This window comes from Deltaproteobacteria bacterium (assembly GCA_016709225.1).
Lineage (GTDB): Bacteria > Myxococcota_A > Polyangia > Nannocystales > Nannocystaceae > Xiheibacterium > Xiheibacterium phototrophicum.
The window spans coordinates 2,235,702-2,258,558 of record JADJEE010000001.1 but is presented as its reverse complement, the minus strand read 5'-3'; the positions used below and the strand labels follow the sequence as shown (position 1 = coordinate 2,258,558).

The window sequence follows — 22,857 nt, the reverse complement described above, 5'->3', positions numbered from 1 at the left end:
CCGCAGCACGCGGCGGTAGCACCACAGCGCCAGCGCCCAGACCCCGACCAGCGACACGAACATGAAGATCCACCCGGCGGTCGTCATCGCGGCTGCGCCTCCACGTCGTCGTCGGGCGGATGTCTGCCGTCGACGTCGAGCCCCTGCGCGCGCCAGCGGATCTCGCCGATGCGGGTGATGACGAGCAGCGCCAGCAGCACCACGAGCACGATCGCCAGCGTCGACGCGGCGGCCGGCTCTTCGCCCAGCGCAGTGATGCGGCCGCCGAGGCTCTGCTGGCAGAACGCGGCGAACACCACCAGCAGGTAGGCCGGGGCGATCCACTTCAGCACGATGCGAAACACGCTCGGGATGCGCATCTGCGCGCCCTCGTGGGCCTCGGCGAGCCCGCGGTCGACACCGAAGACCCACGCAAAGTAGATGAGCTGGACGGTCGCGAGCACGAAGATGGTCGCGGTGCCGACCCAGAAGTCCATGGTGTGCAGCGCGATCTGATCGCGGCTGTGATGCAGCGTCCACAGCCCGCCGGCGGCCGTCACCGTCACCACGGCCGCGACCGCGGTGCCGTGCCGCAGGCCCAGCGCCTCCTGCAGGAAGGCCTTGACCGGCTGCAGCATCGACAGCGAGCTGGTGATGGCGGCCAGGAACAACATGAAGAACCACAGCGCGCCGATGAGGTTGCCGAGCGCGCCCATCTGCGCGAACACGACCGGCAGGGTCTCGAAGCCGAGGTCGTACGCCGACGCGACGGTGAAGTTGGCGCCCAGGAACACGAAGGCTGCGGTCACGGTGATCATGCCGCCGAAGCCGACCTCGAAGACCTCGTTGGTCGCGGCCGCGGTCAGCCCCGAGAGCACCACGTCGTCCTTGCGGCGCAGGTACGACGCATAGTTGATGATCACGCCGAAGCCGACCGACAGCGAGAAGAAGATCTGGCCAGCGGCGGCCAGCCAGGTCTCGGCGTTGCTCAGCTTCGCGAGGTCGGGGTTCCACATGAAGCCGAGCCCCGACGACACCGACAGCTCGGGGTGGCTCGGGTCGGGCGTGCCCAGCGTCAGCACGCGCACCAGCACGATCACCGCGCAGATCGCCATCGCCGGCATCGCCCAGCGACAGAAGGTCTCGATGCCGCCCGACAGCCCGCGATACACGAAGTAGGCGTTGAGCGCGACGACGATCAGCCAGAACGTCAGCGTGCTGCCTTGCTCGAGCAGCACGCCGTCGGCGTGCACACCGGCGATGGCGTCGAAGTAGTTGGACGACTGTGCGGTCGCCTCGGCGATGCCGTGGGGCAGTCCGATGCCGCCGTTGGCGAACGCCCACGCGTAGTGCAGGCACCAGGCCTCGACCAGGCCGTAGTACATGTACACGACCACGGGGATCAGCAGGCCCAGCACGCCGAGGTAGCGGGGCAGGGCGCCGCCTCCGATCGCGCCGAGGATCGCCGGCGAGCTGTGGAAGCCCTTGCGACCGCCGTAGCGACCCATCGTCCACTCGGCCCAGCCGACCGGGATGCCGACCAGCACGAGCGCGATGAAGTACGGGATCATGAACGCGCCGCCGCCGTTGCTGGCCGCGACGCCGGGGAAGCGCACGAAGTTGCCGAGCCCGACCGCCGAGCCCGACACCGCCAGGATCACGCCCAGGCGCGTGCCCCAGCGCTCTTGATGTCCGCCGGCACTCACGCGAGCTGCTTCACCGCGGCCGCGTTCACGTCATCGCTCCGAGGCCGTCTTGGTCGCGCAGCACGACCGTGCGTCCGTTCAGATCGAGCAGACCCTTCTTCTTGAACTGCGCCAGGGTGAGGGAGATGGTCTCGCGGGTCGAGCCGATCAGGTTGGCCATCTCCTGATGGGTGATCTTGAGCCCGATCTGCATGCCGTCCTCGCACTCGACGCCGTACTCTTCGCCGAGCTCGAGCAGCAGCGCGGCCAGCTTGGCCTGCACGTCGCGGAACACCAGGTGCTCGAGCTTGGTCTCGATCTGCCGCCGGCGCTCGCCGATCGTGCACGCGAACTGGAACGCGAGTGCAGCGTCGCCGAGCAGCAGCTCGCGGAACGCGTCGCGCGGTAGCTCGGTGATGATCGCGTTCTTCATCGCCTCGGCCATCTCGTCGCGCGGCGTGCCGTCGATGACGCAGAGCTCGCCGAACATGTGGCCGGCGCCGCGGTATGCGAGCGTCAGCTCCTTGCCGTCGCGCGTCACCTTGCTGCACTTCACGCGCCCGCCGTTGATGAAGAACACGCGGTCGCCCGGGTCACCGGGGAGGTAGATGACCTGACGACGCGCGATTTCTCGGATCTCGACGAGCAGTGCGAGCTCGGCCAACGTGTTCGCCGGCACGGTCTCGAACATCGGAATCTTGCGCAGGTACCAGATGGCGCGCTTCTCGTCCTTTGCTTCCTGCTGGGCTGGTTTCGCCATGGTGGTCGTTAAGGTATCCCGGCCGACGAAGCGGCACAATCGTGTGAGCTGGATGACCGGCGGGGGTGACGTCCCGGGAGGAGTTCCGGGGATGGGGGTCCAGGGGGCCGGCATGGCCGTTGCACTCGTGGCCACCGCCCGCCCGAACGCGGCCCGTCCGGGCCCGTCGTCGACGAGCGCTCCGCCCATGATTCCAGCCAGTTGCCAGTCCGTCGCCCGGCCGTCCCGGTGCCCAGATGCGGCCCTGGCTATGAAATCGTTGCACAGCGACGACCGTGGCTTGCGGGGCCCCGCGCCGGCCGGGGTCGGCATCGGTGGACGCCGCCGCGGAGATCTCGGCTTCTCGATGATCGAGCTGATGGTGGTGCTGGCCGTGGTCGCGCTGCTGGCGGTGGTCGCCGCGGTCGGCTTCCGCCGCAACGAGTTCGCGAACCTGCGGGCCCACTTCGTCGCCGATGTCGAGGGCGCGGTGGTCCAGGCCCGCAACGCCGCCGTCGATCGGCAGACCCAGGTGCGGGTGGTGGTCGATCGCTTCTCGGTGACCATCACCGCCTTCGACACCAGCGACGACACCTGGCGACCGGTCGATCGCGTGTCGCTCGTCGACGGCGCTGGCACCTTCGGCAGCGCCGGCACGCTCATCGCCGCCGACACCGGCACGCCGATCGTGTGCGTGTTCGGCCTGACGCCGGGGGTCCACGCGCCGTCGCAGACCGCGACCGTCGACCCACCGGACGACTGCGTCGCCGGCACGCAGACGTTGGTGTTCGAGCCCGACGGCCGCTTCTCCGATCCCGACGGCACCTTCTCGGGGGTGCCCAACGCCGGCGCCACGCTGTGGATCGCCGACCGCACGCTGACCACCGGTACCAAGTACTCCATCGTGCAGATCTACCCAGGTGGCCTCGTGCGCACCTTCGAGCAGCTCGACTGACGAACGTCTCGCCATGCGTGCCCATCTCCAACCGTCCCCCCGCCATCGCGCTGCGCCCCGTCGCGGCGGCGGGCAGCGCGGCTTCACGCTCATCGAGGTGTTGGTCGCGATCGCCTTGTTCGCGATCGCGATCGTCGGGCTGGTCGCGATCGAGGGCCGCAGCGTCGAAGCCCAACGCTCGAGCGCGTTGATGCGGGATGCCGAGCGCGCCGCCCAGCAGGCCATGGCAGAGCTGCAGTCGCGCAGCTTCGTGGAGCTGCTGAGCTACGACTTCGCAGGCAACGCCGCGCCGACGCTGCCGTACGACGACAGCGGTGTCGACGTCGACGCCCGCACCAGCGACTTCCGGCGTCCGCCCGCCGATCGCGACGAGAGCACGAACGTGGTCGGCTCGCTGCGCGACACGTACATCGTGCATCGCTCGGTCGACTGGGTCGTCGACGCCACCAACCCGCCGTCGAGCAACCCGCCGGACCTCACGGTCGATCTGCCGCAGATCAACGCGCTGGTGGTGCAGGTCACGGTGCTGTGGATCGACGACTCGAACTCGAGCTCGCCGCCGCCCGCGAGCCGGACCATCGACACGCTGGTGCCGGCGATGGCCGACCCCAGCGACGCCGCGTACGAGCCCTGGGTCGCGTCGGTGCAGCTGCGGACCGTGCGAGCCAACGACACGGTGGTGTTGCCGTGAGCGCCCGCCGTGCACGCCATGCACGTCAGCGCGGCTTCACGCTGGTCGAGCTCATGGTCGCGCTGGTGGTCTCGGGCATCGTGATGCTCGGCATCTTCGCGTTCTCGAGCGTGCAGCGCACCAATGCGTCGGCCCACGAGCGCAACGTCATGATGCAGCAGGCGCTCGAGGGCGCGATGTGGTCGATCGGTCAAGACGTGCGCCAGGCCGGACTCGGCTTCACGCGCACGTGCACGGAGCTGCGGGTGTGGGACGCGGCCACCAGCCAGCTGGTGAACCCCGGCGCCGGGCTGCCGGCCGACGCGGTCGTCGATCCGGTCACGGGCGAGCGCTACTGGGTGCTGCGCGACGGCCTCCAGGGCCACTGGCGCTCGGGCGGGGCCGTCGATGCGGCCGGCGCGGCCGACAGCTTCGACGTCATCGCCGGCGAGGCCAACTACCTCGGCAACGTCGGTGTGTTCACGATCGACGGCGGCATCGACGGCGCCGCCACGGCGCTCACGCTCGAGACGGCGCCGGGCGCCCTCGACAGCACCAACCCCGCCCACCTCGCACAGGTGCAGCAGCTGTTCCCGCCCGGCACGTTCGTGGTGGTGGCTGCGCGTCCGGGCGCCGCGGTGGTGCCGTTCTCGCCGACCGCCCACTCGCAGTGCCTGCTGCTGCAGGTCACCGACGACGTGCAGCCGGGCGCCGAGACCTACGAGTGGAGCCTCCCGATCGGCGGCACCTCGGGCTTCAACCAAGGCCTCGCGACGATGGTGGGCAACTTCAACGACGAGCCGCCGGCCTGCACCTCCGACGCGTTGCCCGTGGGCTGCGGCGACGACTGGCAGGCCGACACGCTGTCGTCGGTGATGGTGGTGCCGGTCGGCCGCCTGCGCTGGTCTCGCTACGAGATCGACTACTCGATCCCCGCGCTGCCGTACCTGGTGCGCTACGACATCATCGGCTTCCAGGCCGGCGACCTCGAGGGTCTGGGCGGTGTCGACTATCCCCACTGCGCCGCCGGTAGCTGCACTGCACCGCAGCTGCACCTGCCGGGCAGCGACAGCCCGCCGGCCGCGGTCGCGATCGGGCCGATGATCGAGGACCTGCAGATCGCGGTGGGTTGCGATGGTTGGTCGCAGGCCAGCTCCGACGCGCTGTCGATCCGCTACCCCGATGGCGGCTTCGAGGAGCTGGGACCGGCCGAGGGTCCGCTCGCGGGCCTGCCGAACCATCAGGTCGACGAGAACCGCACGGAGAGCGGCCAGCGCGGCACCGACGAGTGGCTCGGCAACGCGCTCGAAGAGCAGAGCGCGCCCGACTGCGTGAACTACGGCAGCGCCGAGTACAACCGCGACGCCTGGGCTGCGCTGGAGTCCGATCCGGGGCCGCCGTTTCGCATGAGTCCGCAGACGGTCCGCATCACCCTGGTCGCCTCGACCGAGGGCGACGAGGGTACAGGCGGGCTCGCGATTGCCGATCTCCCTGCCATCGAGGACCGCCCCGCGATCCCCTCGTTGGTCGGCGTGCGCCAGCGGTTCACCCTGACCGAGCGCTACACCCCCGACAACCTGCGCTGGCGCGACCCCAGACTGCAGTGAGGAGCCCAGGACCATGACCACGCAAGCCCGCCCCATCCGCCCCCGCACCGTCCGACGCGCGCGATCGCAGCGCGGCGCGACCATGGTCAGCGTGATGTTGCTGTCGGTGTCGCTGATGACCGCGGGGCTGCTGGTCGTGCGCAGCTCGGTGCGGGAGGTCGAGCAGGCCGGGCAGCTGGTCGCGCGCGAGCGGGCACTGATGGTGGCGCAGGCGGCCGCCGACCTCGCGGCCGCACAGTACCTGCGCATGGACGGCGACACGCTCGACGCGGCATTGGTCGGCTACAACCCGCAGGCCACCTGCACCGATCCGTGCGGTGACTGCATCCCCGACATGACCGGGATCGCGACCGGTCAGCGCAACGAGCTACTGACCGGCACCGCGGTCGGCTGCGGTGGTCGCCCGTGCATGCGGCAGGGCTCGGTCTCGTACTTGAACGACGCCTCCGCGACGCCGCAGAACTGGTGCGCGGTGCCGTTCCGTGACCTCGTCAGCGGTGGCGACCCCGAGGCGCAGGTGTCCGTGTGGGTCCGCAACAACGCCGCCGATGCGCTCGGGCGCGGCGGCAGCACCTCGTGGATCGACGACGCCGATGGCCGCGTGGTCGTCACCGCCTCTGCGACGGTGCGCAACACCACCGTGACCGTCGAGCAGGAGCTGGTGTTGACCGTCGGCGCCGGCGCGGCGGTGCTGCAGCCCCAGACCCCCGACGAGGGCTATGGCGGCGGCCACAACAACGACAACTCCGCGGTCTCGGTGTGCGCCGCCACCTATCAGAGCGCCGAAGCCTCGTGAGAGTTGTGCACGTCGCGGCGTGCATGCTGTTACGCTGGGCGTCCCCAACGTGTTCTCGGACGCCGACCTACCGACCCCCATCCGCAAGGCACTGCTCGACTCCGGCCTGGAGACCGAGGCGCCGTCGGAGCGGCGGATCTTCACCAACCGCGACCTCAACTTCGACTCGATCTCGGTCATCGGCTTCGACATGGACTACACCCTGGCGATCTACCGCCAGGATGCGATCGAGGCCAAGTCCATCGAGTCGACCACCGCCAAGCTGATCGCCCGTGGCTACCCGGCGGCGCTGGGGGAGGTGCCCAACGACCCGCAGTTCGCCATCCGCGGGCTGATGGTCGACCGCAAGCTGGGCAACGTCATCAAGATGGACCGACACGGCTACGTCGGCCGCGCCTACCACGGGCTTCGCAAGCTCGCGCGTCCCGAACGCAAGGCGATCTACCGCGACCAGCGTCTGGGCCAGGAGCGCGAGCGCTTCGCCGCGGTCGACACCCTGTTCGCGCTGCCGGAGGTCACGCTGTTCGCGGCCGCGGTCGAGCTCATCGACCGCGACCCGGGGCTGTGGGGTGACGGCGGTCCGCCGAGCTACGCCGAGGCGTGGCTCGACGTGCGCGAGTGCATCGACGAAGCCCACCGCGACGGCTCGATCAAGGACCACGTCCGCGACGACCCGGGCCACTTCATCGAGAAGGACCCCGAGCTCGCGCGCACCCTCCACCAGCTGCGCTCGGCCGGCAAGAAGCTGTTCGTGCTCACCAACAGCCTGCTCGACTACACCGACGTGGTCATGAAGTACCTGCTCGACGGCGCGCTGCCGTCGTATCCCGACTGGACCACGTACTTCGACTGGATGGTGGTCGGCGCCGCCAAGCCGAGCTTCTTCACCGACAACGCGCCGTTCCAGGAGCTCGATCCCGCCACCGGTGCGCCGCTGGGCGGGCGCAAGCAGCAGGTGCAGCGCGGCAAGATCTACGGTGGCGGCAACCAGATGGGGCTGCAGGCCAGCCTCGGGGTGTTCTCCGACGAGGTGCTCTACGTCGGCGATCACATCTACGGCGACATCGTGCGCAGCAAGAAGAGCTCGGGCTGGCGCACCGCGCTCGTGGTCCAGGAGCTCGAGCACGAGCTCGAGGTCCGCCGCGACTGGGAGATGACGCTCGGCGAGATCGAGGGCCTGCACGCCCTGCGTGCGCGACTCGCCGACGAGATCGGTGGTCAGCGGTACCTCGCGCGCACGCTGGCGCGGCTCGAGCCCGAGGAGATCGCCCGCGGTGGCGTGAGCCTGCAGGAGGCGACCGCGCTGCTCGAGCAGACCCGCACCGACATCCGTCGGCGCCTCGACTGGCTGCGCGCCTACGAACAGGAGACCCGCGACACCCTCGAGCGCCGCGCCAGCGAGGTCGACGCGGCGTTCAATCCCTACTGGGGCTCGAGCTTCACCGAGCGCCACGACACCAGTCGCTTCGGTGCGCAGGTCGAGTCGTTCGCGTGCATCTACACCTCGCGGGTCAGCAACCTCTCGTTCGCGTCGCCTGCGAAGTACTTCATCTCGCCCCACGGCTCGATGCCGCACTGGAACGGCAAGCGCTAAAGGCCGTGGTCGCCGCGCCCGGCGGCCCGGCACCGGCCTTGCACCACCGGGACCGGCCGCGCCCGAGCCCCCACTCGCGCGCCGCCCGACGCCGCCATGCCGATCATGATTCCGACCACTTGCCTGCTTCGCGGCGCACCCGTGCCGCTGCCCGGTGCGCATCGGAGTGCACCCACCTCGCAGCTTTTTCATAGCGGACGCGGGGTGCGGTCGTGAGGGCGGCGGTGGCGATGGCCGTGCGGGCGTGGGGGCGCCTGCTGGTGGCGGGGGTCGTGTTCGTGCTGGGCTTCGCACTGCTCGGGCCCACGCAGGCGCGGGTGCGGCCGTACTACGTCGCCCAGGGGTCGAGCTTCGGGGCCGTCAAGCCCCGCGTGTTGTTCGTGCTCGACACCTCGGGCTCGATGGGCCTCAAGGCCAACGCCGACGACGATCTCTGCGAGTGGGGCGAGTGCGAGAGCACGGTCGGCAGCGAGACCGCGAGCCGCATCGCGACCGCGCGCGCGTCGATCAACGCGGTGGTCTCGAGCGTCGGCAATGCCGGCAGCTTCGCGCTGATGACGTTCGAGCAACGCGGGCCTCGCGTGCCGCCGACGGTGCCGGCGAAGTGCAGCCCCGGCGCCGCCGAGGAGCGCCGCTTCACGTGGGTCACGCAGTACGAGTACTTCGCCGGCGGCACCTGGCAGGACATCCAGCGCTACCCCGATCACGACGGCGCCTGGCGCATCTGCCAGGGCTCGGAGATTCGCCCCTATCCGTACCTGCGCTGGGACGATCTCGGCGTCGGCGCGGTGATCTCCGCCGACGATCAGACCGGAGACGTCCCGGCGTCGCCGCTCATCGGCACCACCAGCGCGGAGATGACCGCGTGGGCCAACTCGCAGCGCAAGGTGCAGTGGTTCCCGTCGTTCATGGGCGTCCGCATCAATCTCAACGACAGCACCGATCCGGACTCCTCGATCACCCACGCGACGGTGGGCGACTACGGCAACAGCGACGCCACCACCGACAGCGGCGTGCGCGGGCAGGACTTCTACTACTGGCCCTACGTCGACGGCTTTCCCGGCTACGCGCAGTGGCCGGTGCAGGCCAGCGCCAGCGGCCTCAACCGCGCCGGCATCTCGGGTGAGAACGGCTCGATCGAGTCGGGCTGGCTGTATGCGCCGTTCTATCTCGACCTGTCGTCGTCCGGCATCTCGTCCGATCTGTGGGGTCCCAGCTCGCGGAGCTCCGCCAACGCACAGGTGGCGGCGCTGACGAGCCCGATGATCGAAGGCGGGGTCGACACCGTGGGCGGCACGCCATGGGCGAGCACGATCGGCACCATCTCGGGCTCGCCGATCCAGACCAACGCAGCCTTCAGCCACACCACCGTGGCCTCGTACCTCGAGTTCGTCACCGGCGTGGGCTCGGGTGACGTCTGCGCGCCGACCTCGGCGGTGCTGCTCACCGATGGTGATCCTTCGAGCGGCGAGGGTGGGGCGACGCTCTACCAGCGGCTCGCCGCGCTGCGCGACACGCTGTCGGTGAAGACCTACGTGGTCGGCTTCTTCCTCTCGAGCACGACGCTCAACAACATGGCGTGTGCGGCCGCCGGCGCCTGTGATGGCGGGACCTGCTCGTCGCCCTGCGACGACTCGCCGGCGGCGGAGTGGGACACCTGCGCCGACCCCAGCAACCCTTCGAGTGCCTGCGCGTTCCTGGCCGGCGACAGCGCGGAGCTCACCGCGATCCTCACGGGCATCGTCGCCGACGCGGTCGACATCGATCTGCAGACCGGCACGGGCTCGACCCTCAACGCGTTCGGCCTCGGCGCCGATGGTGAGCCGGGGCAGGGACAGATCCTGCAGACCAAGCTCAACGCGTTCACCGAGTTCCCCGGCTGGCGCGGGCACGTCGCGCGCGAGCTGTGCACCGACGTCGACGGCCTCGGCGATCCCCAGCCGTGGTGCGTGCTGCCGGCCCCCGAGTTCGCCACCGAAGAGCTCGAGGAGACCTTCGGCCCCTGTCCGCAGAGCCACGTGTGGGACGCCGGCGTGTGCCTGCAGAGCACCGACTGGACCGACCGTCGGCTGTACACGCTCGCCGACGATCACCGCACGCTGGTGCCGCTGGCGGATGCCAGCGGCGCGGCGACGGGGGCGTTCAAGGCCGTGCTCGAGGACCAGGGGCTGTTGACCTCGGGCGATCACGATGCCGAGGCCGACGCGTTCGTCGCGTTCGTCGCGGGCCAGAACGCCCCCGACGGCTGGAAGCTGCCGGGGGTCGCCAACTCGGCGCCGGTCGTGGTGCGGCGGGTGCCCACCTATCGCAGCACGCGGATTCCCGAGGTCGCGATCAACGACCCGCACTGTGCAGGCCGGCTCTACGGCGACATCGATGCCGGCGTGCTGCCGGACTCGCTCGAGGACTTCGCGCGCGACGCCAACGACGAAGCCAACGTGCTGCCCAACCCGTCGCCGCACAACCAGTACCAGGAGGCGGTGCTGATCGGCGACGACATGGGCGTCCTGCATGCGTTCCAGCTCGACAGTGGCAACGAGCTGTGGGGCTTCGTGCCGCCCGAGTTGCTGCCGACGCTCAACCAAGAGGTCGCGAATGGGGCTGCGGCGATGGGCCAGCCCGACGAGATCAGCGAGCACCTCTACGGCGTCGCCGGCACCGTCAACCACGGCTTCGCGTACGACGAGGCCAATACCCGCTGGGTCCACCTCGGCCTGTTCGGCTTCGGCGTCGGTGGGCAGGAGTACTACGCGCTCGATCTCTCGCACATGAGCCCGGAGTCCGCGGCAGGGCCGTTCGAGGTGCTGTGGAGCACCGCCGACGCGGCCGTCGCGGCCAGCTGGGACAACCTGCTCGGGCAGACCTGGGCGCGGCCGGCGTTGACGTACCAGCTGACCAACAACGAGCTGACCGAGATCCCGCAGGCCCGCGTGGTGCTCGGCTCGGGCTACGTCGCCAGCGAGACCCCTGCGACCGGCGAGGGCCGGACGTTGGTGTTCGCCGACGCGGTCACCGGCGAGATCCTCGACACCGCAGAGCTGCCCGACATCGCCGACCCGGTGTTCGAGTCGAACTTCGGCGCGCTGGTCGACCCCGCGGTGGGTACCCACTGCATCTCGCGGTTCTGGGGCGAGGCGCAGGAGACGTACATCGCCGATCCGGCCGGTCGTCTGTTCCGCTGGGACCTCGGCATGGTCGCGGGCACCATGCCCCACGAGGCCGACAGCAGCGCTGCGAGCAGCACCTGGGGTGGCAACGCCCAGGAGGTGTTCCGCTTCCCGGCGTGCGAGGGCACCGGCACCGAGTGCACCGTCGACGACGGCAACCGCGGCGATCCCTTCATCTACCCGCCCGCGGTCTCGGCCTCGGATCGTCTCGACGACTTCACCGCGATCGCGGCGGGTTCCGACGACGTGCAGCAGAACCTGTTCATGGTGGCGATGATCAGCGGCTCGCCCTACGACGACACCCTCGATGGTGGCGACGAGGACAATCCGTTCCACAGCAGCATCTACCTGCTCATCGACGACCACCGCAGCGGCGATCAACACCTCGGCTTCTCGATCCCCGCCGGTGCGCCCAAGTACGCCGGCAGCAACGCCACCGCCGGTACCACGTTCCCGGACAACGCCGGCTACCTGCGACTGGCGCTGTCGGACATCGAGCGCACGCGCATCTACACGCCCTACGACGGTGCCGGCCTGGTCACCGAGACGCGCGCGTTCTCCAAGCTCGCGCGTCCGATCCGAGCGCCGCGCATCTTCGTGACCGGCGTCGCCGACAGCACCAGCGGCTCACCGGTGGTGATCGAGGGTATCGAGGTCTACAACATCACGTTCACGATCTACGAGCCCAGCACCGGCGTGTGCGACTCGAACTTCTACGAGGCCGCGACCGGCACCTGGCACCCCGACCTGGGTGCGACGTACGAGCTGACGTTCCGGCTCACCGCCGACACCGCGGCCGGCTTCAACTTCACGACCGGCACCACCTCGACCGATGCCACGTTCGCGGGCGGCTTCACGCCGGGCCTGACCCTGGTCTCGGTGGCGCAGGTGAACACCGACGAGTGCGCCGACGGCAACTGCGCCCCCTCGCCCGGCAGCGGCGGCTCGATGCCGTGCGACAACAACTCCGCGACGCCGCAGGCACAGACCGGGGGCTTCGCGGTGCCCGTCAGCAGCGCCCAGATCAACGGCTTCACCGCGGTCGAGTAGGCCGGCCCGCGTCGGCGGGCGGTCGCCTCGGGTCCCAAGGCCCGCTTGGGGTGGTGCCCATGCGACGCGCGACCTGATAGAGATCCGGTCCGCGAGACCAAGCCGTTGCGCCAGCTGTTCGACATCGTCCTGCACCTCGATCGCTACCTCAACGGCTGGGCCGCCGACTTCGGCGGTTGGCTGTACGTGCTGCTGTTCGCGGTGGTGTTCGCCGAGACCGGGCTGGTCGTGACGCCGTTCTTGCCTGGCGACTCGCTGCTGTTCGCCGTCGGCGCGCTGTCGGCCACCGAGGGCTCGCCCATCAACGTGTGGCTCGTGGGTCTGGCGCTCACGGTGGCCGCGATCGCGGGCGACGCGGTGAACTACGCGGTCGGTCGCAAGCTCGGGCCCAGGGTGTTCTCGAGCCAGACCTCGCGGCTGCTCAACCGCCAGCACCTCATGCGCGCGCAGGCCTTCTACGCCCGCCACGGCGGCAAGACCATCATCCTCGCGCGCTTCATCCCGATCATCCGCACCTTCGCGCCGTTCGTGGCCGGCATCGGCGAGATGAGCTACGCACGCTTCGCGCTCTACAACGTCAGCGGCGCCATCGCGTGGGTGTGGTCGTTCCTGCTGCTCGGCAACCAGTTCGGCGAGTTGCCGTTCGTGAAGAAGAACTTCACGTACGTCATCTTCGCGATCATCATCGTCTCGGTGATCCCCGCCGTCGTCGAGTTCATCCGCGCCCGACGATCGCCCGAGCCCCCGCCGACGTGAGCGCTCGCCGTGTCGAGGTACTAGTACCTCGACACAGCGATAGTGACGGGCCATAACACCGCCCTGACCGCGCCTCGCTGCGTTGCCGCACCTTGAAATACGCCCGGTATTCCGGCGGCACGGCGCCTTGCGGAGTCGCGGCCATGACGGCGTTCTGACCCATCACTATCGCTGTGTCGAGGTACTAGTTCGGCGCGACGACCACGAGCTCGACCTCGGTGCCCGGTGGGACCTTCTCGCCCGCGACCGGGGTCTGCTTGAGCACGTAGTCCTGGCCCAGCTCGGCGTGCTCGACCCGGCGGATCGGCCCGATCACGAGGCCGGCGTCGGTGATCGCCTTCTTGGCCTTGCCCAGATAGAGGCCGGTGAACTTCGGCACCTCGATGCCGGCCGGCTCGGCGATCACCAGTCGCACGACCGAGCCCTTCTTCGCGCCCTCGCCCGCCGCCGGGGTCTGACGCAGCACGGTGTTGGCGGGCTTTTCGGAGGCCTCGGGCGACGGTGCGGGGACCTCGAAACCGGCCTCCTCGAGCTGCTTGCGCGCGTCGTCGACGGCCTTGCCGGTGACGTCCGGGACCTTGCTCGCCTCGCTCTTGCGCGCCACCACCACGCGGATCTCGCGGGTCGAGAGCTCGGCGCCGGGGGCGGGTCGCTGCTGCAGGATCGTGCCGGGCTCGGCGCCCGAGCCGTCTCGCTCGTCCTCCTCGATGATCTCGATGCCCTTGGCGCGCCAGCGATCGCGCGCCTCGTCGACGAGGATGCCCTCGAGGTTCGGTGCGGCCAGCTTGGCGCCCTCGACCCCGCCGCCGCTCGGCGCGGGCACGCTCTGCTCCACCATCGGCGCCACCGTGGTGGGCGTGATGGGCATGACCCCCTGCAGCTTGAGGATGTACGGGCCCAGCAGGAGCTGAGACGCGATCGTCGTCACCAGCGCGATGAGGAACATCTTCAGCGCGTCGTTCATCGCTCGAGCAGCCGAGATCGAATCTCGGCCCCGCAGTCTAGCAGCAATGACGCCCCCCGCGGTGCTCTGTACGGGCGCGCAGTGCGGGTGATGCGTGCCGAGGCGCCCGCATCACCCGCCCGTGGCGGTCGACTCAGGCCCCGCTGGCGAGCTCGCCGTGGCGGGGTGTCACCACGATGCCCGCGCGGCCCTCGTCGTAGCGGGCGTCGTGCTCGTCGACCGCCTCGACCACCACGGTGTCGTGGGGCTGCACCTTGCCCTCGAGCAGCGCGAGCGACAGCGGGTCGACGATCGCCTGCTGGATGAGCCGCTTGAGCGGGCGTGCGCCGAACTCGGCGTCGTAGCCCCGCTCGGCCAGGCGGTCGCTGGCGGCCGTCGTGACCTCGAGCGCCAGGTCGCGCTGGGCCAGCCGCGGGCGCAGGCGATCGAGCTGGATGTCGACGATGCCGCGCAGCTGATCGCGACCCAGCGGCGCAAAGGCGATGATGCCGTCGAGGCGGTTCAAGAACTCGGGCCGGAAGTGGGCCCGCAGTGCGGCCTCGCGCAGCCTCGCGGCCTCGCGGGGATCGTCGCCACCTTCGGCCCGCACGCGGTCGCTGCCGACGTTGCTGGTCATCAGCACGATGGTGTTGCGGAAGTCGACCGTGCGACCCTGGCTGTCGGTGAGGCGCCCGTCGTCGAGCACCTGCAGCAGCAGGTTGAACACATCGGCGTGGGCCTTCTCGATCTCGTCGAGCAGCACCACGGAGTACGGGCGGCGGCGCACGGCCTCGGTGAGCTGGCCACCCTCGTCGTAGCCGACGTAGCCGGGCGGGGCCCCGATGAGCCGCGAGACCGAGAACTTCTCCATGTACTCGCTCATGTCGATGCGCACCACGTGGCGCTCGTCGTCGAACAGGAACTCCGCGAGTGCCTTGGCCAGCTCGGTCTTGCCGACGCCGGTGGGCCCGAGAAAGAGGAATGACCCGACCGGGCGGTTGGGATCGCCCAGGCCCGCCCGCGACTGGCGCACGGCCGCCGCGACGCGCTTGACCGCCTCGTCCTGGCCGACCACGCGCTGGTGCAGCTTGGCCTCGATGCCGAGCAGCCGCGATTGCTCGCTCTCCAACATCCGCGACACCGGGATGCCGGTCCACTTGGCAACGATCGCCGCGATGTCCTCGTCGGTGACCTCCTCGCGCAGGAACGAGCCCTCGGCGAGTGCTTGCTTGAGCACCTCGCGGGCGTGCTCGCGGTTGCGCTCGAGCTCTCGCAGCGTGCCGTAGGTGAGCTCGGCGGCGCGGTTGAGATCGCCCGAGCGCTCGGCGCGGGTGGCCTCGGCGCGCACGTTCTCGATCTGCTCCGACATCTGCTTGATCTCGGCGATCTTCTCGCGCTCGGTCTGCCAGCGCGAGCGCATCGCGGCGACCTCCTCGCCCAGCGTCGCGAGCTCGGCCTCGACCGCGCCGAGTCGATCGGACACGGCCGGGGTCTGCTTCTCGCGCCGCAGCGCCGACTTCTCGATCTGCAGGCGGGTGATCCTGCGCTCACGCTCGTCGATCGGCGTCGGCGTGCTCTCGACCTCCATCTTCAGCTTGGCCGAGGCCTCGTCGACCAGGTCGATGGCCTTGTCGGGCAGGAAGCGGTTCTGGATGTAGCGGTGCGACAGCCGTGCGGCGGCCACCAGCGCGGCGTCCTGGATGCGCACGCCGTGGTGGGTCTCGAAGCGCGCCGAGAGCCCGCGCAGGATCGCGATGGTGTCCTCGACCGACGGCTCCTCGACGAGCACTGGCTGGAAGCGTCGCTCGAGCGCCTTGTCCTTCTCGATGTGCTTGCGGTACTCGTCGAGCGTCGTGGCCCCGATGCAGCGCAGCTCGCCGCGGGCCAGCGCCGGCTTGAGGATGTGGGCGGCGTCCTGCGCGCCCTCGCCCTTGCCGGCACCGACGAGCGTGTGGAGCTCGTCGATGAAGAGGATGATCTTGCCCTGGGCCTCGGCGACCTCGGTGAGCACGGCCTTGAGCCGCTCCTCGAACTCGCCGCGGTACTTCGCGCCGGCGACCAGCGCGGCCAGGTCGAGCTGCAGCAGTCGCTTGTCGCGGAGGCTCTCGGGCACGTCGCCGGCGGCGATGCGCTGGGCGATGCCCTCGGCGATCGCGGTCTTGCCGACGCCGGGGTCGCCGATCAGCACCGGGTTGTTCTTGGTGCGACGCGACAACACCTGCAGCGTGCGGCGGATCTCCGCGTCGCGGCCGATCACCGGATCGAGCTTCTCGCGGCGCGCCAGCGCGGTGAGATCGCGGGCGTACTTCTCGAGCGCCTCGTACTTGCCCTCGGGCTCCTCGGTGTCGACGCGCTGATTGCCCCGCACGTCGCGCAGCGCCGAGAGCACCAGCTCACGGCTGGCGCCGAGCTCCTCGAGCACCGCGGCCGCGCGGACCTTGCTGCGGGCGGCCTTCTCGGTGAGCGCGCCGAGCACGATGTGCTCGGTGCTCACGAACTTGTCGTGCAGCGCATCGGCCTCGGCGGCCGCGAGGTCGAGCAGTTCGCCGAGCTCCTTGCTCAGGCGGAGATCGGCGCCCTGGGTCTTGGGCAGCTTGCCGAGCTCGCGTGCCAGCACGCGCTGCAACGCCGAGGCGTGCACGCCGGCGCGCTCGAGCAGCGGCGCGACCAGGCCACCGTCTTGCTGCGCGCACGCGGTCAACAGATGGAGGCTGGTGAGCTCGGGGTGACCGAGCTCCTTCGCCATCGCCTGTGCGTGAGCGAGCGCATGACGGGTCTTGACGGTCGCGGTCTCGGGGCTGAACGCGGGCATGACGGCTCCCTTCGATTCGAGTCGACGCCGTCCACCAGCGGACATCGGCGCTTCGGCTCTGGCGCATCATGGGTCGTGCCAAACCCGGCGCAACCCGAGCGGAGCCGGCCGCGCGTGGGCCCGCGCTCGATCACCGGCGCGAAGGCGGCGATGGTCGCGATCCGGTACGCTTGCCGCGATGCGACCGCAGCATGCGGCCTTTGGGCACGACGACGTCGCACGCCACGACGACGTCGCATGCCTGCACGCGCGTGCGCGAGGCAGGTGCGCAGTCGTTGCGGGCGCCCGATCGTGGTCGGCTCGCGCGGGGCTGTGCGTGCTGCTCGGCACCACCGTGGCGAGCACGGCCGTGCCACAGCCGGCGTGGGCACGCACGCTGGTGGCTGCGCCCACGCGCACGGCTGCGGCGAAGCCCTCGCCGAGCGCCGACGCCGAGGCGATCGATGCGCCCGTCGACGACGCACCCCGCGAAGGCGCACCGCAGGACGACGCGTCGGACCCAGACGTCGTGCGCGACGATGCGTCGAGCGACGACGCCGCGCCGGACGACGTCGAGCCCGAGCCGGAGCCGCCGGCGCCCAGTCGCGGCCGCTTCCGCGAGTCGCCGCCGCCACCGTCGCTCGACGCCGCCACGCAGGGTGGGCCAGCGCCCTCGGTGGAGCCGCCCGGCGGAGTCGTCGGCGGCTACTGGGACCTGCGCAAGACCGCCGGCCGCGAGCCCCCCGACGGCGACGACGAGATCATCGCCGGCTCGATCCTCGTGCCGCTCGGTACGCTCTCGGTCGCCTCGGCCGCCAGCATGGTGTGGTTGAGCGCGCCGGGGCACTGCAGCGAGCGCTGGCAATCGATCGGCGCCACGCCGACCCGTGATCAGTGCAAGGGCCTGCTCGCGCTCTCGATCGTGCGGGTCAGCTACGGATCGCTCATGCTCATCACCGGCGCGGTGTTGCTCGCGGTCGGTGTCACCCGACGCAACAAGCACCGCATCTGGGAACGCGGCGGCTCGGTCGGGGCCTGGCTCGACGGCGATCGCCGTGGGCGACCCACCGCCGGTGGGCTCACCTGGACCTGGCGCTTCGGTGCCGCGCGCGGCTAGCCGGAGCCCGCGGCACCTGGCGCGCGGGCGATCGAGATGCCCAGCGTCGCGAGCACGATCGCGACCACCGGGTTGATGTAGTTCAGCACCGCGTAGGGCAGGTAGTCGACGGTCGGGACCAGCAGGGTCGCGGCCATGAATGCGCCGCAGGTGTTCCACGGCACGATCGCGGAGGTCAGCGTGCCGCCGTCCTCGAGCGCGCGCGAGAGGTTCTTGGGATCGAGCCCGCGCTCGCGGAACGCCGGTGCGAACATCCGGCCGGGCACCACGATCGAGATGTACTGGTCGGCTGCGACGACGTTCATGCCGCAGGCGGTCAGCACCGTGACGGCGATGAGCGAGCCGGCCGAGTGGGCCAGCCGCAGCAGCCAGCTGGCGAGCACCGCGAGCATGCCCGACGACTCCATCACGCCGCCGAAGCTCATCGCGCACAGGATCAGCAGCACGGTGTTGGCCATCGAGAACAGCCCGCCGCGGCTGAGCAGCTCGTCGACCGCGGCGTCGCCGGTGGCGGACTTGTAGCCGCGCAGCGCCGCGTCGAGCACCTCGGGCAGGGTGCTCGACTCGAACGCGACCGCGATCAGGCCGCCGATGACCACGCCGAGCAGGAGGGTCGGCAGCGCGGGCATGCGCCGCGCCACCAGCACGATCACGACCACCGGTGGCATCAGGTGCAGCAACCCCGGTGAGAAGCGGCCCTCGATCGCGGACTGGATCGCCGCCACCGAGCCGGCGTTCGGATCGACGTCGACCGTCAGGCTGAGCACCACGTAGGCGAGCATCGCGATGCTCCACGACGGCACCGTGGTCCACAGCATGTGCCGCACGTGGGAGAACAGGTCGGTGCCGGCCATCGCCGGCGCCAGGTTGGTGGTGTCCGACATCGGCGAGAGCTTGTCGCCGAAGTACGCGCCGCTCACGACCGCGCCTGCGGTCATGGCCGGATCGATGCCGAGCGCGGTGCCGACCCCGACCAACGCCAGCCCGACCGTGCCCGCGGTCGACCATGACGATCCGCTCACCAGGCTGACGACCGAGCAGACCGCACAGGCGGTCGGTAGGAAGTAGCTCGGCGCCAGCAGATCGAGCCCCCAGTGGATGAGCGCCGGCACCACACCGGCGGCGATCCACGTGCCCATCAGCATGCCGATCACGCACAGGATCAGCATGGCGCCCATCGACAGCTTGATCGCCTCGACGATGCCAGACTCGATCGCGTCCCAGCGGTGGCCGTGGGCCCGTGCGACGATCGCCGCCACCGCCGCGGCTGCGACCAGCGGCAGGTGCCCGGTGCCCTCGAACCCCGGCTGGAGCTTCGGCAACACCAGGATCACCAGCGACAAGAGGCCGATGAGGGCGAGGATCGGCAGCGCCGCGGCCCACAGCGGGATCGGTCGCGGCAGCGGCGTGGCGGCGGAGTCCGACACGGGGGGCGGCAGCGACCATAGCATCAACGCGCGGGCGCTTGGGCGCATCGATCTGTTCTACGCTCTCGCCCTAGCCGGGCATGGACGACGACGACCTCCGTTCCTTCGTCACAGCGCTGCCCAAGGCGGAGCTACACGTGCACCTCGAGGGCTCGATCGACGCCGCGCTGGCGCTGCGGCTCGCGGCGCGCCACGGCGTGCGCCTGCCCGGCGACGAGGGTGGTATCGAAGGCGTGCGGGCGGCCTATCGCTTTGCCGACTTCGCGGCGTTCATCCGCGTGTACCTGGCGCTGTCGCGGTGTCTGCAGACGCCCGAGGATCTGTGCGAGGCGGTCGCGTCGCTGGCGCTGCGGCTGCGCGACGGTGGGGTCGTGCACGCGGAGGTGACGTTCACGCCGATGACCCACGCGGCGCGGGGCGTGCCGCTCGAGGTGATGCGCGAGGGGCTGCTGGCCGGTCGCGCGGCCGCGGCGGCGATCGGGGTCTCGATCGCCTACGTGTTCGACATCGTGCGCGGCTTCGACGACCAGGCCGCGCCGACCCTGGCGTTCGCGCTCGCGCTCGCCGAGCGTGAGCGGGCCGCGGTCGCCGGGCTGGGACTCGCGGGGCCCGAGGCGCCGGATCATCCGCTGGATGCGGTGGTGCCGGTGTTCGAGCGCGCACGCGCGGCCGGACTCGCCGCATTGCCGCACGCCGGCGAGTTCCTCGGTCCCGCCAGTGTGCGTGCGGCGATCGATCGCCTCGGGGCCACGCGCATCGGCCACGGCGTGCGTGCGATCGAAGACGCAGCCCTCGTCCGCGAGCTCGCCGATCGCGGCGTGGTGCTCGAGGTGTGCCCGAGCAGCAACGTCGCGCTGGGTGTGCATGCCGACCTCGCGTCGCATCCACTGCCCGCGCTGCTCGATGCTGGCGTCGCGGCCGTGCTCGCGACCGACGATCCGGCGCTGTTCGGCGTGGAGCTGGTCGACGAGTACCTGCGCTGCGCGGCCGCGTTCGGCTGGGACCGCGCGACGATCGAGCGGCTCACCCGTCGCTCGCTCGACGCCGCGGTGATGGACGCGGACACCCGCGCCGCCTGGCTGGGACCCCGCGACGGCGCCGGCGGCGACCCAAATTAGCGGCCGGATACCGTATAAAACAATCTACCAAAGGCCCATGAATTGCGGGGCGTTCGGCGCCCTTCGAGGGGGGTGAGATTGACTTTACGGTCAGGTTTGGGACAACTCCCCCACGGGTGACCGGCCAACCTTCGGCCGGACGGGCGCGCTTCGTCGCCCGGTGGCGTGACGACGAGAAGACGACCCATGGACGACGTGCGTTGGAAAGAACGGCTGGCCGGTGCTGCGACGCCGCAGCTCGAGCAGGAGATCGATGTCTTCGAGCGGCAGCTCGAGCTGCGCAAGGAAGGCAAGATCGAGGACAAGCTGTTCGCGGAGACGCGACTGCGTCGCGGTGCCTACGGACAGCGCTACGACAACGGCAAGCGCTGGGACGGCGAGAAGGATCAGACGCTGTCGTTCCCCTGCGGTGATCTGACCAAGGGCCCCGAGACGGTGTGGGACGCACCCGGCATGGTGCGGCTCAAGATCCCGTTCGGCGCCCTCACGGCCGCGCAGCTCGACGTGCTGGCCGACGTCGCCGAGGAGTACTCGGACGACATCCTGCACGTGACGACGCGCCAGGACATCCAGCTGCACTTCGTGAACATCGACGACACCCCGGACCTGTTCCGTCGCCTGGCCGCGGTCGGGATCACCACCCGTGAGGCCTGCGGCAACTCGGTGCGCAACGTGACCGGCTGCCCGATCGCCGGCGTGTGCAAGACCGAGGCGTTCGACATCACGCCCTACGCCAAGGCGTTGGCCGACTACCTGCTCGGCCACCCCGACACCCAGGACTTCGGCCGCAAGTTCAAGATTGCATTCTCGGGCTGTGCGACCGAGGCGTGCGGGCTGGCGCTCATGCACGACATCGGCCTGGTCGCGCTCACGCGCGAGGTCGACGGCAAGGAGCAGCGCGGCTTCGCATTCTACGTCGGCGGTGGTCTGGGCGCGGTGCCGCACCAGGCGCTGGCACTCGACGAGTTCGTACCCGAGGCCGAGATGTTGCCGCTGGCGCAGGCGGTGTGCCGCGTGTTCGCGCGCCACGGCGAGAAGCAGAACCGCGCCCGTGCGCGGCTCAAGTTCGTCGTGAAGAAGATGGGCCTCGAGGAGTTCCGGCGCGTGGTGCTCGAGGAGCGCGACCGCATTCCCGTCGATGCCCGCTGGACCGCGTGGATCGGTGACGTCGCGGCCCACGATCAGCCCAAGAAGCCGCCGGCGCCGGCGCTGCGCGTGCGCAAGCCTGGCGACCCGATGGACGCGTGGTGGGCGACCAACGTGCGACCGCAGCGGCAGAGCGGCTACGCCGTGGTGTCGGTGACGATGCCGCTCGGCGACTTCACCCCGGATCAGGCCCGCGGGCTCGCCGATCTCGCGCGCGAGTTCACCGGCGATGCGGTGCGGCTCACGGTCGAGCAGAACTTGGTGTTGCGCTGGGTGCCCGAGGCCGACGTGCCGGCGGTCTACCAGCGCCTGGCGGCGCTCGGTCTGGCCGCGCCCGGTGCCGAGACCATCGTCGACGTCACCGCGTGCCCCGGCACCGACACCTGCAAGCTCGGCATCTCGGCCAGCCGCGGCCTGGCCGGTGAGCTGCGGCAGCGGCTGGCGGCCCGCAGCGCCGGACACGACGAGGCCATCGGCGGCCTGCGCATCAAGGTCAGCGGTTGCTTCAACTCGTGCGGGCAGCACCACGTCGCCGACCTCGGCTTCCTCGGCGTGCAGCGCAACGTCGACGGCCGTCGCGTGCCGCACTTCCAGGTCGTGCTCGGCGGGCAGTGGACCCACAACGCCGGGCAGTTCGGCCTGGCGATCGGCGCGGTGCCGAGCAAGCGCATCCCCGAGGTCGTCGATCGCATCACCGCCCGCTTCGTCGAGGAGCGCACGGTCGGCGAGGGCTTCCAGGCCTTCGTGAAGCGCATCGGCAAGTCCAAGGTCCGCGAGATGTTGTCGGACCTGATGGACGTGCCGAGCTACGAGCAGGCCCGCGACCTCTACCACGACTGGGCCGACCCTCGGGAGTACGGCATCGGCGACATCGGCGTCGGCGAGTGTGCCGGCGAGATCGTGTCGGTCGCGAAGTTCGGCCTCTCCGATGGCGAGCGCGTGGCCTTCGAGGCCTCCGAGAAGCTCGAGCGCGGCGATGCGGTCGGCGCCGCCAAGGATGCCCTGTCGGCGATGTTGCTGGCCGCCAAGGCCCTGGTGCGCGCGCAGACCTTCGACATCGACGACGACCCGGCGCGCATCGTCGAGCAGTTCCGCGCCCGCTACTACGACACCAAGCTGTTCTTCGATCCGTACGCGGGCGGCAAGTTCGCGCACTACTTCTTCGCGCTGGCGGGCCGCGATCTCGATCAGTCCTCGCACGACGACGCCCACCACTACGTCGAGGAGGCCCAGCTCTTCATCGAGGCCGCGTACGCCTGCGAGGCCAAGCTGTCGGCCCAGTCCGCGCCGCTCCCCTAGCGGAGACACGACCCCCGC

The 22,857-nt window shown here is 70.4% G+C and carries 15 protein-coding genes; 10 read left to right on the top strand and 5 right to left on the bottom strand.

Going from position 1 to position 22,857, the window contains the following annotated elements:
- Positions 1 to 83: 83 nt before the first annotated feature.
- Both IPH07_09155 and IPH07_09150 read right to left on the bottom strand, forming a co-directional pair.
- On the bottom strand, positions 84 to 1,685 hold the full coding sequence (locus tag IPH07_09155) for a sodium:calcium symporter (GenBank protein ID MBK6917554.1): 1,602 nt from the start codon (positions 1,683 to 1,685) through the stop codon (positions 84 to 86).
- A 25-nt stretch (positions 1,686 to 1,710) separates the two neighbouring features.
- The gene (locus IPH07_09150) at positions 1,711 to 2,355 is read right to left on the bottom strand and encodes a Crp/Fnr family transcriptional regulator (protein ID MBK6917553.1); all 645 of its coding nucleotides are present in this window, start codon (positions 2,353 to 2,355) and stop codon (positions 1,711 to 1,713) included.
- A gap of 319 nt (positions 2,356 to 2,674) precedes the next feature.
- On the opposite strand from IPH07_09150, the gene IPH07_09145 reads away from it, so the two are divergent.
- The 7 genes from IPH07_09145 (at position 2,675) to IPH07_09115 (ending at position 12,998) form a co-directional block, all read left to right on the top strand.
- A complete protein-coding gene (locus IPH07_09145; protein MBK6917552.1) occupies positions 2,675 to 3,358 on the top strand; it encodes a prepilin-type N-terminal cleavage/methylation domain-containing protein in 684 nt (227 codons plus the stop codon).
- A 13-nt stretch (positions 3,359 to 3,371) separates the two neighbouring features.
- Complete coding sequence (locus IPH07_09140) at positions 3,372 to 4,049, top strand: prepilin-type N-terminal cleavage/methylation domain-containing protein (GenBank protein MBK6917551.1); 678 nt, start codon at positions 3,372 to 3,374, stop codon at positions 4,047 to 4,049.
- Complete coding sequence (locus IPH07_09135; GenBank protein ID MBK6917550.1) at positions 4,046 to 5,635, top strand: prepilin-type N-terminal cleavage/methylation domain-containing protein; 1,590 nt, start codon at positions 4,046 to 4,048, stop codon at positions 5,633 to 5,635. Before IPH07_09140 ends, IPH07_09135 begins: the two co-directional genes overlap by 4 nt.
- Before the next feature lie 82 nt (positions 5,636 to 5,717).
- A complete protein-coding gene (locus tag IPH07_09130; GenBank protein ID MBK6917549.1) occupies positions 5,718 to 6,431 on the top strand; it encodes a hypothetical protein in 714 nt (237 codons plus the stop codon).
- Between the two features lie 49 nt (positions 6,432 to 6,480).
- Positions 6,481 to 8,025, top strand: a complete 1,545-nt coding sequence (locus IPH07_09125) for an HAD-IG family 5'-nucleotidase (GenBank protein ID MBK6917548.1) — start codon at positions 6,481 to 6,483, stop codon at positions 8,023 to 8,025.
- A gap of 212 nt (positions 8,026 to 8,237) precedes the next feature.
- Positions 8,238 to 12,242 carry a type IV pilin biogenesis protein gene (locus IPH07_09120; protein ID MBK6917547.1) on the top strand — a complete coding sequence of 1,335 codons (4,005 nt, stop codon included), beginning with the start codon at positions 8,238 to 8,240 and terminating at the stop codon, positions 12,240 to 12,242.
- Between the two features lie 105 nt (positions 12,243 to 12,347).
- Positions 12,348 to 12,998, top strand: coding sequence for a DedA family protein (locus IPH07_09115; GenBank protein MBK6917546.1), 651 nt, complete (start codon positions 12,348 to 12,350; stop codon positions 12,996 to 12,998).
- Between the two features lie 184 nt (positions 12,999 to 13,182).
- Here IPH07_09115 and IPH07_09110 read toward each other — a convergent pair whose 3' ends face one another.
- Together IPH07_09110 and clpB are read right to left on the bottom strand one after the other, a co-directional pair.
- Complete coding sequence (locus IPH07_09110; GenBank protein ID MBK6917545.1) at positions 13,183 to 13,962, bottom strand: PASTA domain-containing protein; 780 nt, start codon at positions 13,960 to 13,962, stop codon at positions 13,183 to 13,185.
- Between the two features lie 133 nt (positions 13,963 to 14,095).
- Positions 14,096 to 16,753, bottom strand: coding sequence for an ATP-dependent chaperone ClpB (gene clpB / locus IPH07_09105; GenBank protein MBK6917544.1), 2,658 nt, complete (start codon positions 16,751 to 16,753; stop codon positions 14,096 to 14,098).
- 334 nt (positions 16,754 to 17,087) lie between these two features.
- Between clpB and IPH07_09100 the strand changes: the two genes are divergently transcribed.
- Positions 17,088 to 17,849, top strand: a complete 762-nt coding sequence (locus IPH07_09100; GenBank protein ID MBK6917543.1) for a hypothetical protein — start codon at positions 17,088 to 17,090, stop codon at positions 17,847 to 17,849.
- Here IPH07_09100 and nhaC read toward each other — a convergent pair.
- A complete protein-coding gene (gene nhaC, locus IPH07_09095; GenBank protein MBK6917542.1) occupies positions 17,846 to 19,300 on the bottom strand; it encodes a Na+/H+ antiporter NhaC in 1,455 nt (484 codons plus the stop codon). The two genes, IPH07_09100 and nhaC, sit on opposite strands and share 4 nt — an antisense overlap.
- Positions 19,301 to 19,356: 56 nt before the next feature.
- Here nhaC and add point away from each other — a divergent pair, with 56 nt between their 5' ends.
- Entirely contained in the window at positions 19,357 to 20,394 is a 1,038-nt protein-coding gene (gene add / locus IPH07_09090; GenBank protein ID MBK6917541.1) for an adenosine deaminase, read from the top strand.
- A 186-nt stretch (positions 20,395 to 20,580) separates the two neighbouring features.
- The gene (locus IPH07_09085) at positions 20,581 to 22,839 is read left to right on the top strand and encodes a nitrite/sulfite reductase (GenBank protein ID MBK6917540.1); all 2,259 of its coding nucleotides are present in this window, start codon (positions 20,581 to 20,583) and stop codon (positions 22,837 to 22,839) included.
- Positions 22,840 to 22,857: the final 18 nt, after the last annotated feature.

Bases quoted from the DNA above. Each gene is read 5' to 3' on its own strand.
- IPH07_09150 (MBK6917553.1), bottom strand. From the start codon at position 2,355: ATGTTCGAGACCGTGCCGGCGAACACGTTGGCCGAGCTCGCACTGCTC.
- IPH07_09145 (MBK6917552.1), top strand. From the start codon at position 2,675: ATGAAATCGTTGCACAGCGACGACCGTGGCTTGCGGGGCCCCGCGCCG.
- IPH07_09140 (MBK6917551.1), top strand. From the start codon at position 3,372: ATGCGTGCCCATCTCCAACCGTCCCCCCGCCATCGCGCTGCGCCCCGT.
- IPH07_09130 (MBK6917549.1), top strand. From the start codon at position 5,718: ATGGTCAGCGTGATGTTGCTGTCGGTGTCGCTGATGACCGCGGGGCTG.
- IPH07_09110 (MBK6917545.1), bottom strand. From the start codon at position 13,962: ATGAACGACGCGCTGAAGATGTTCCTCATCGCGCTGGTGACGACGATC.
- clpB (MBK6917544.1), bottom strand. From the start codon at position 16,753: ATGCCCGCGTTCAGCCCCGAGACCGCGACCGTCAAGACCCGTCATGCG.
- nhaC (MBK6917542.1), bottom strand. From the start codon at position 19,300: ATGCTATGGTCGCTGCCGCCCCCCGTGTCGGACTCCGCCGCCACGCCG.
- add (MBK6917541.1), top strand. From the start codon at position 19,357: ATGGACGACGACGACCTCCGTTCCTTCGTCACAGCGCTGCCCAAGGCG.
- IPH07_09085 (MBK6917540.1), top strand. From the start codon at position 20,581: ATGGACGACGTGCGTTGGAAAGAACGGCTGGCCGGTGCTGCGACGCCG.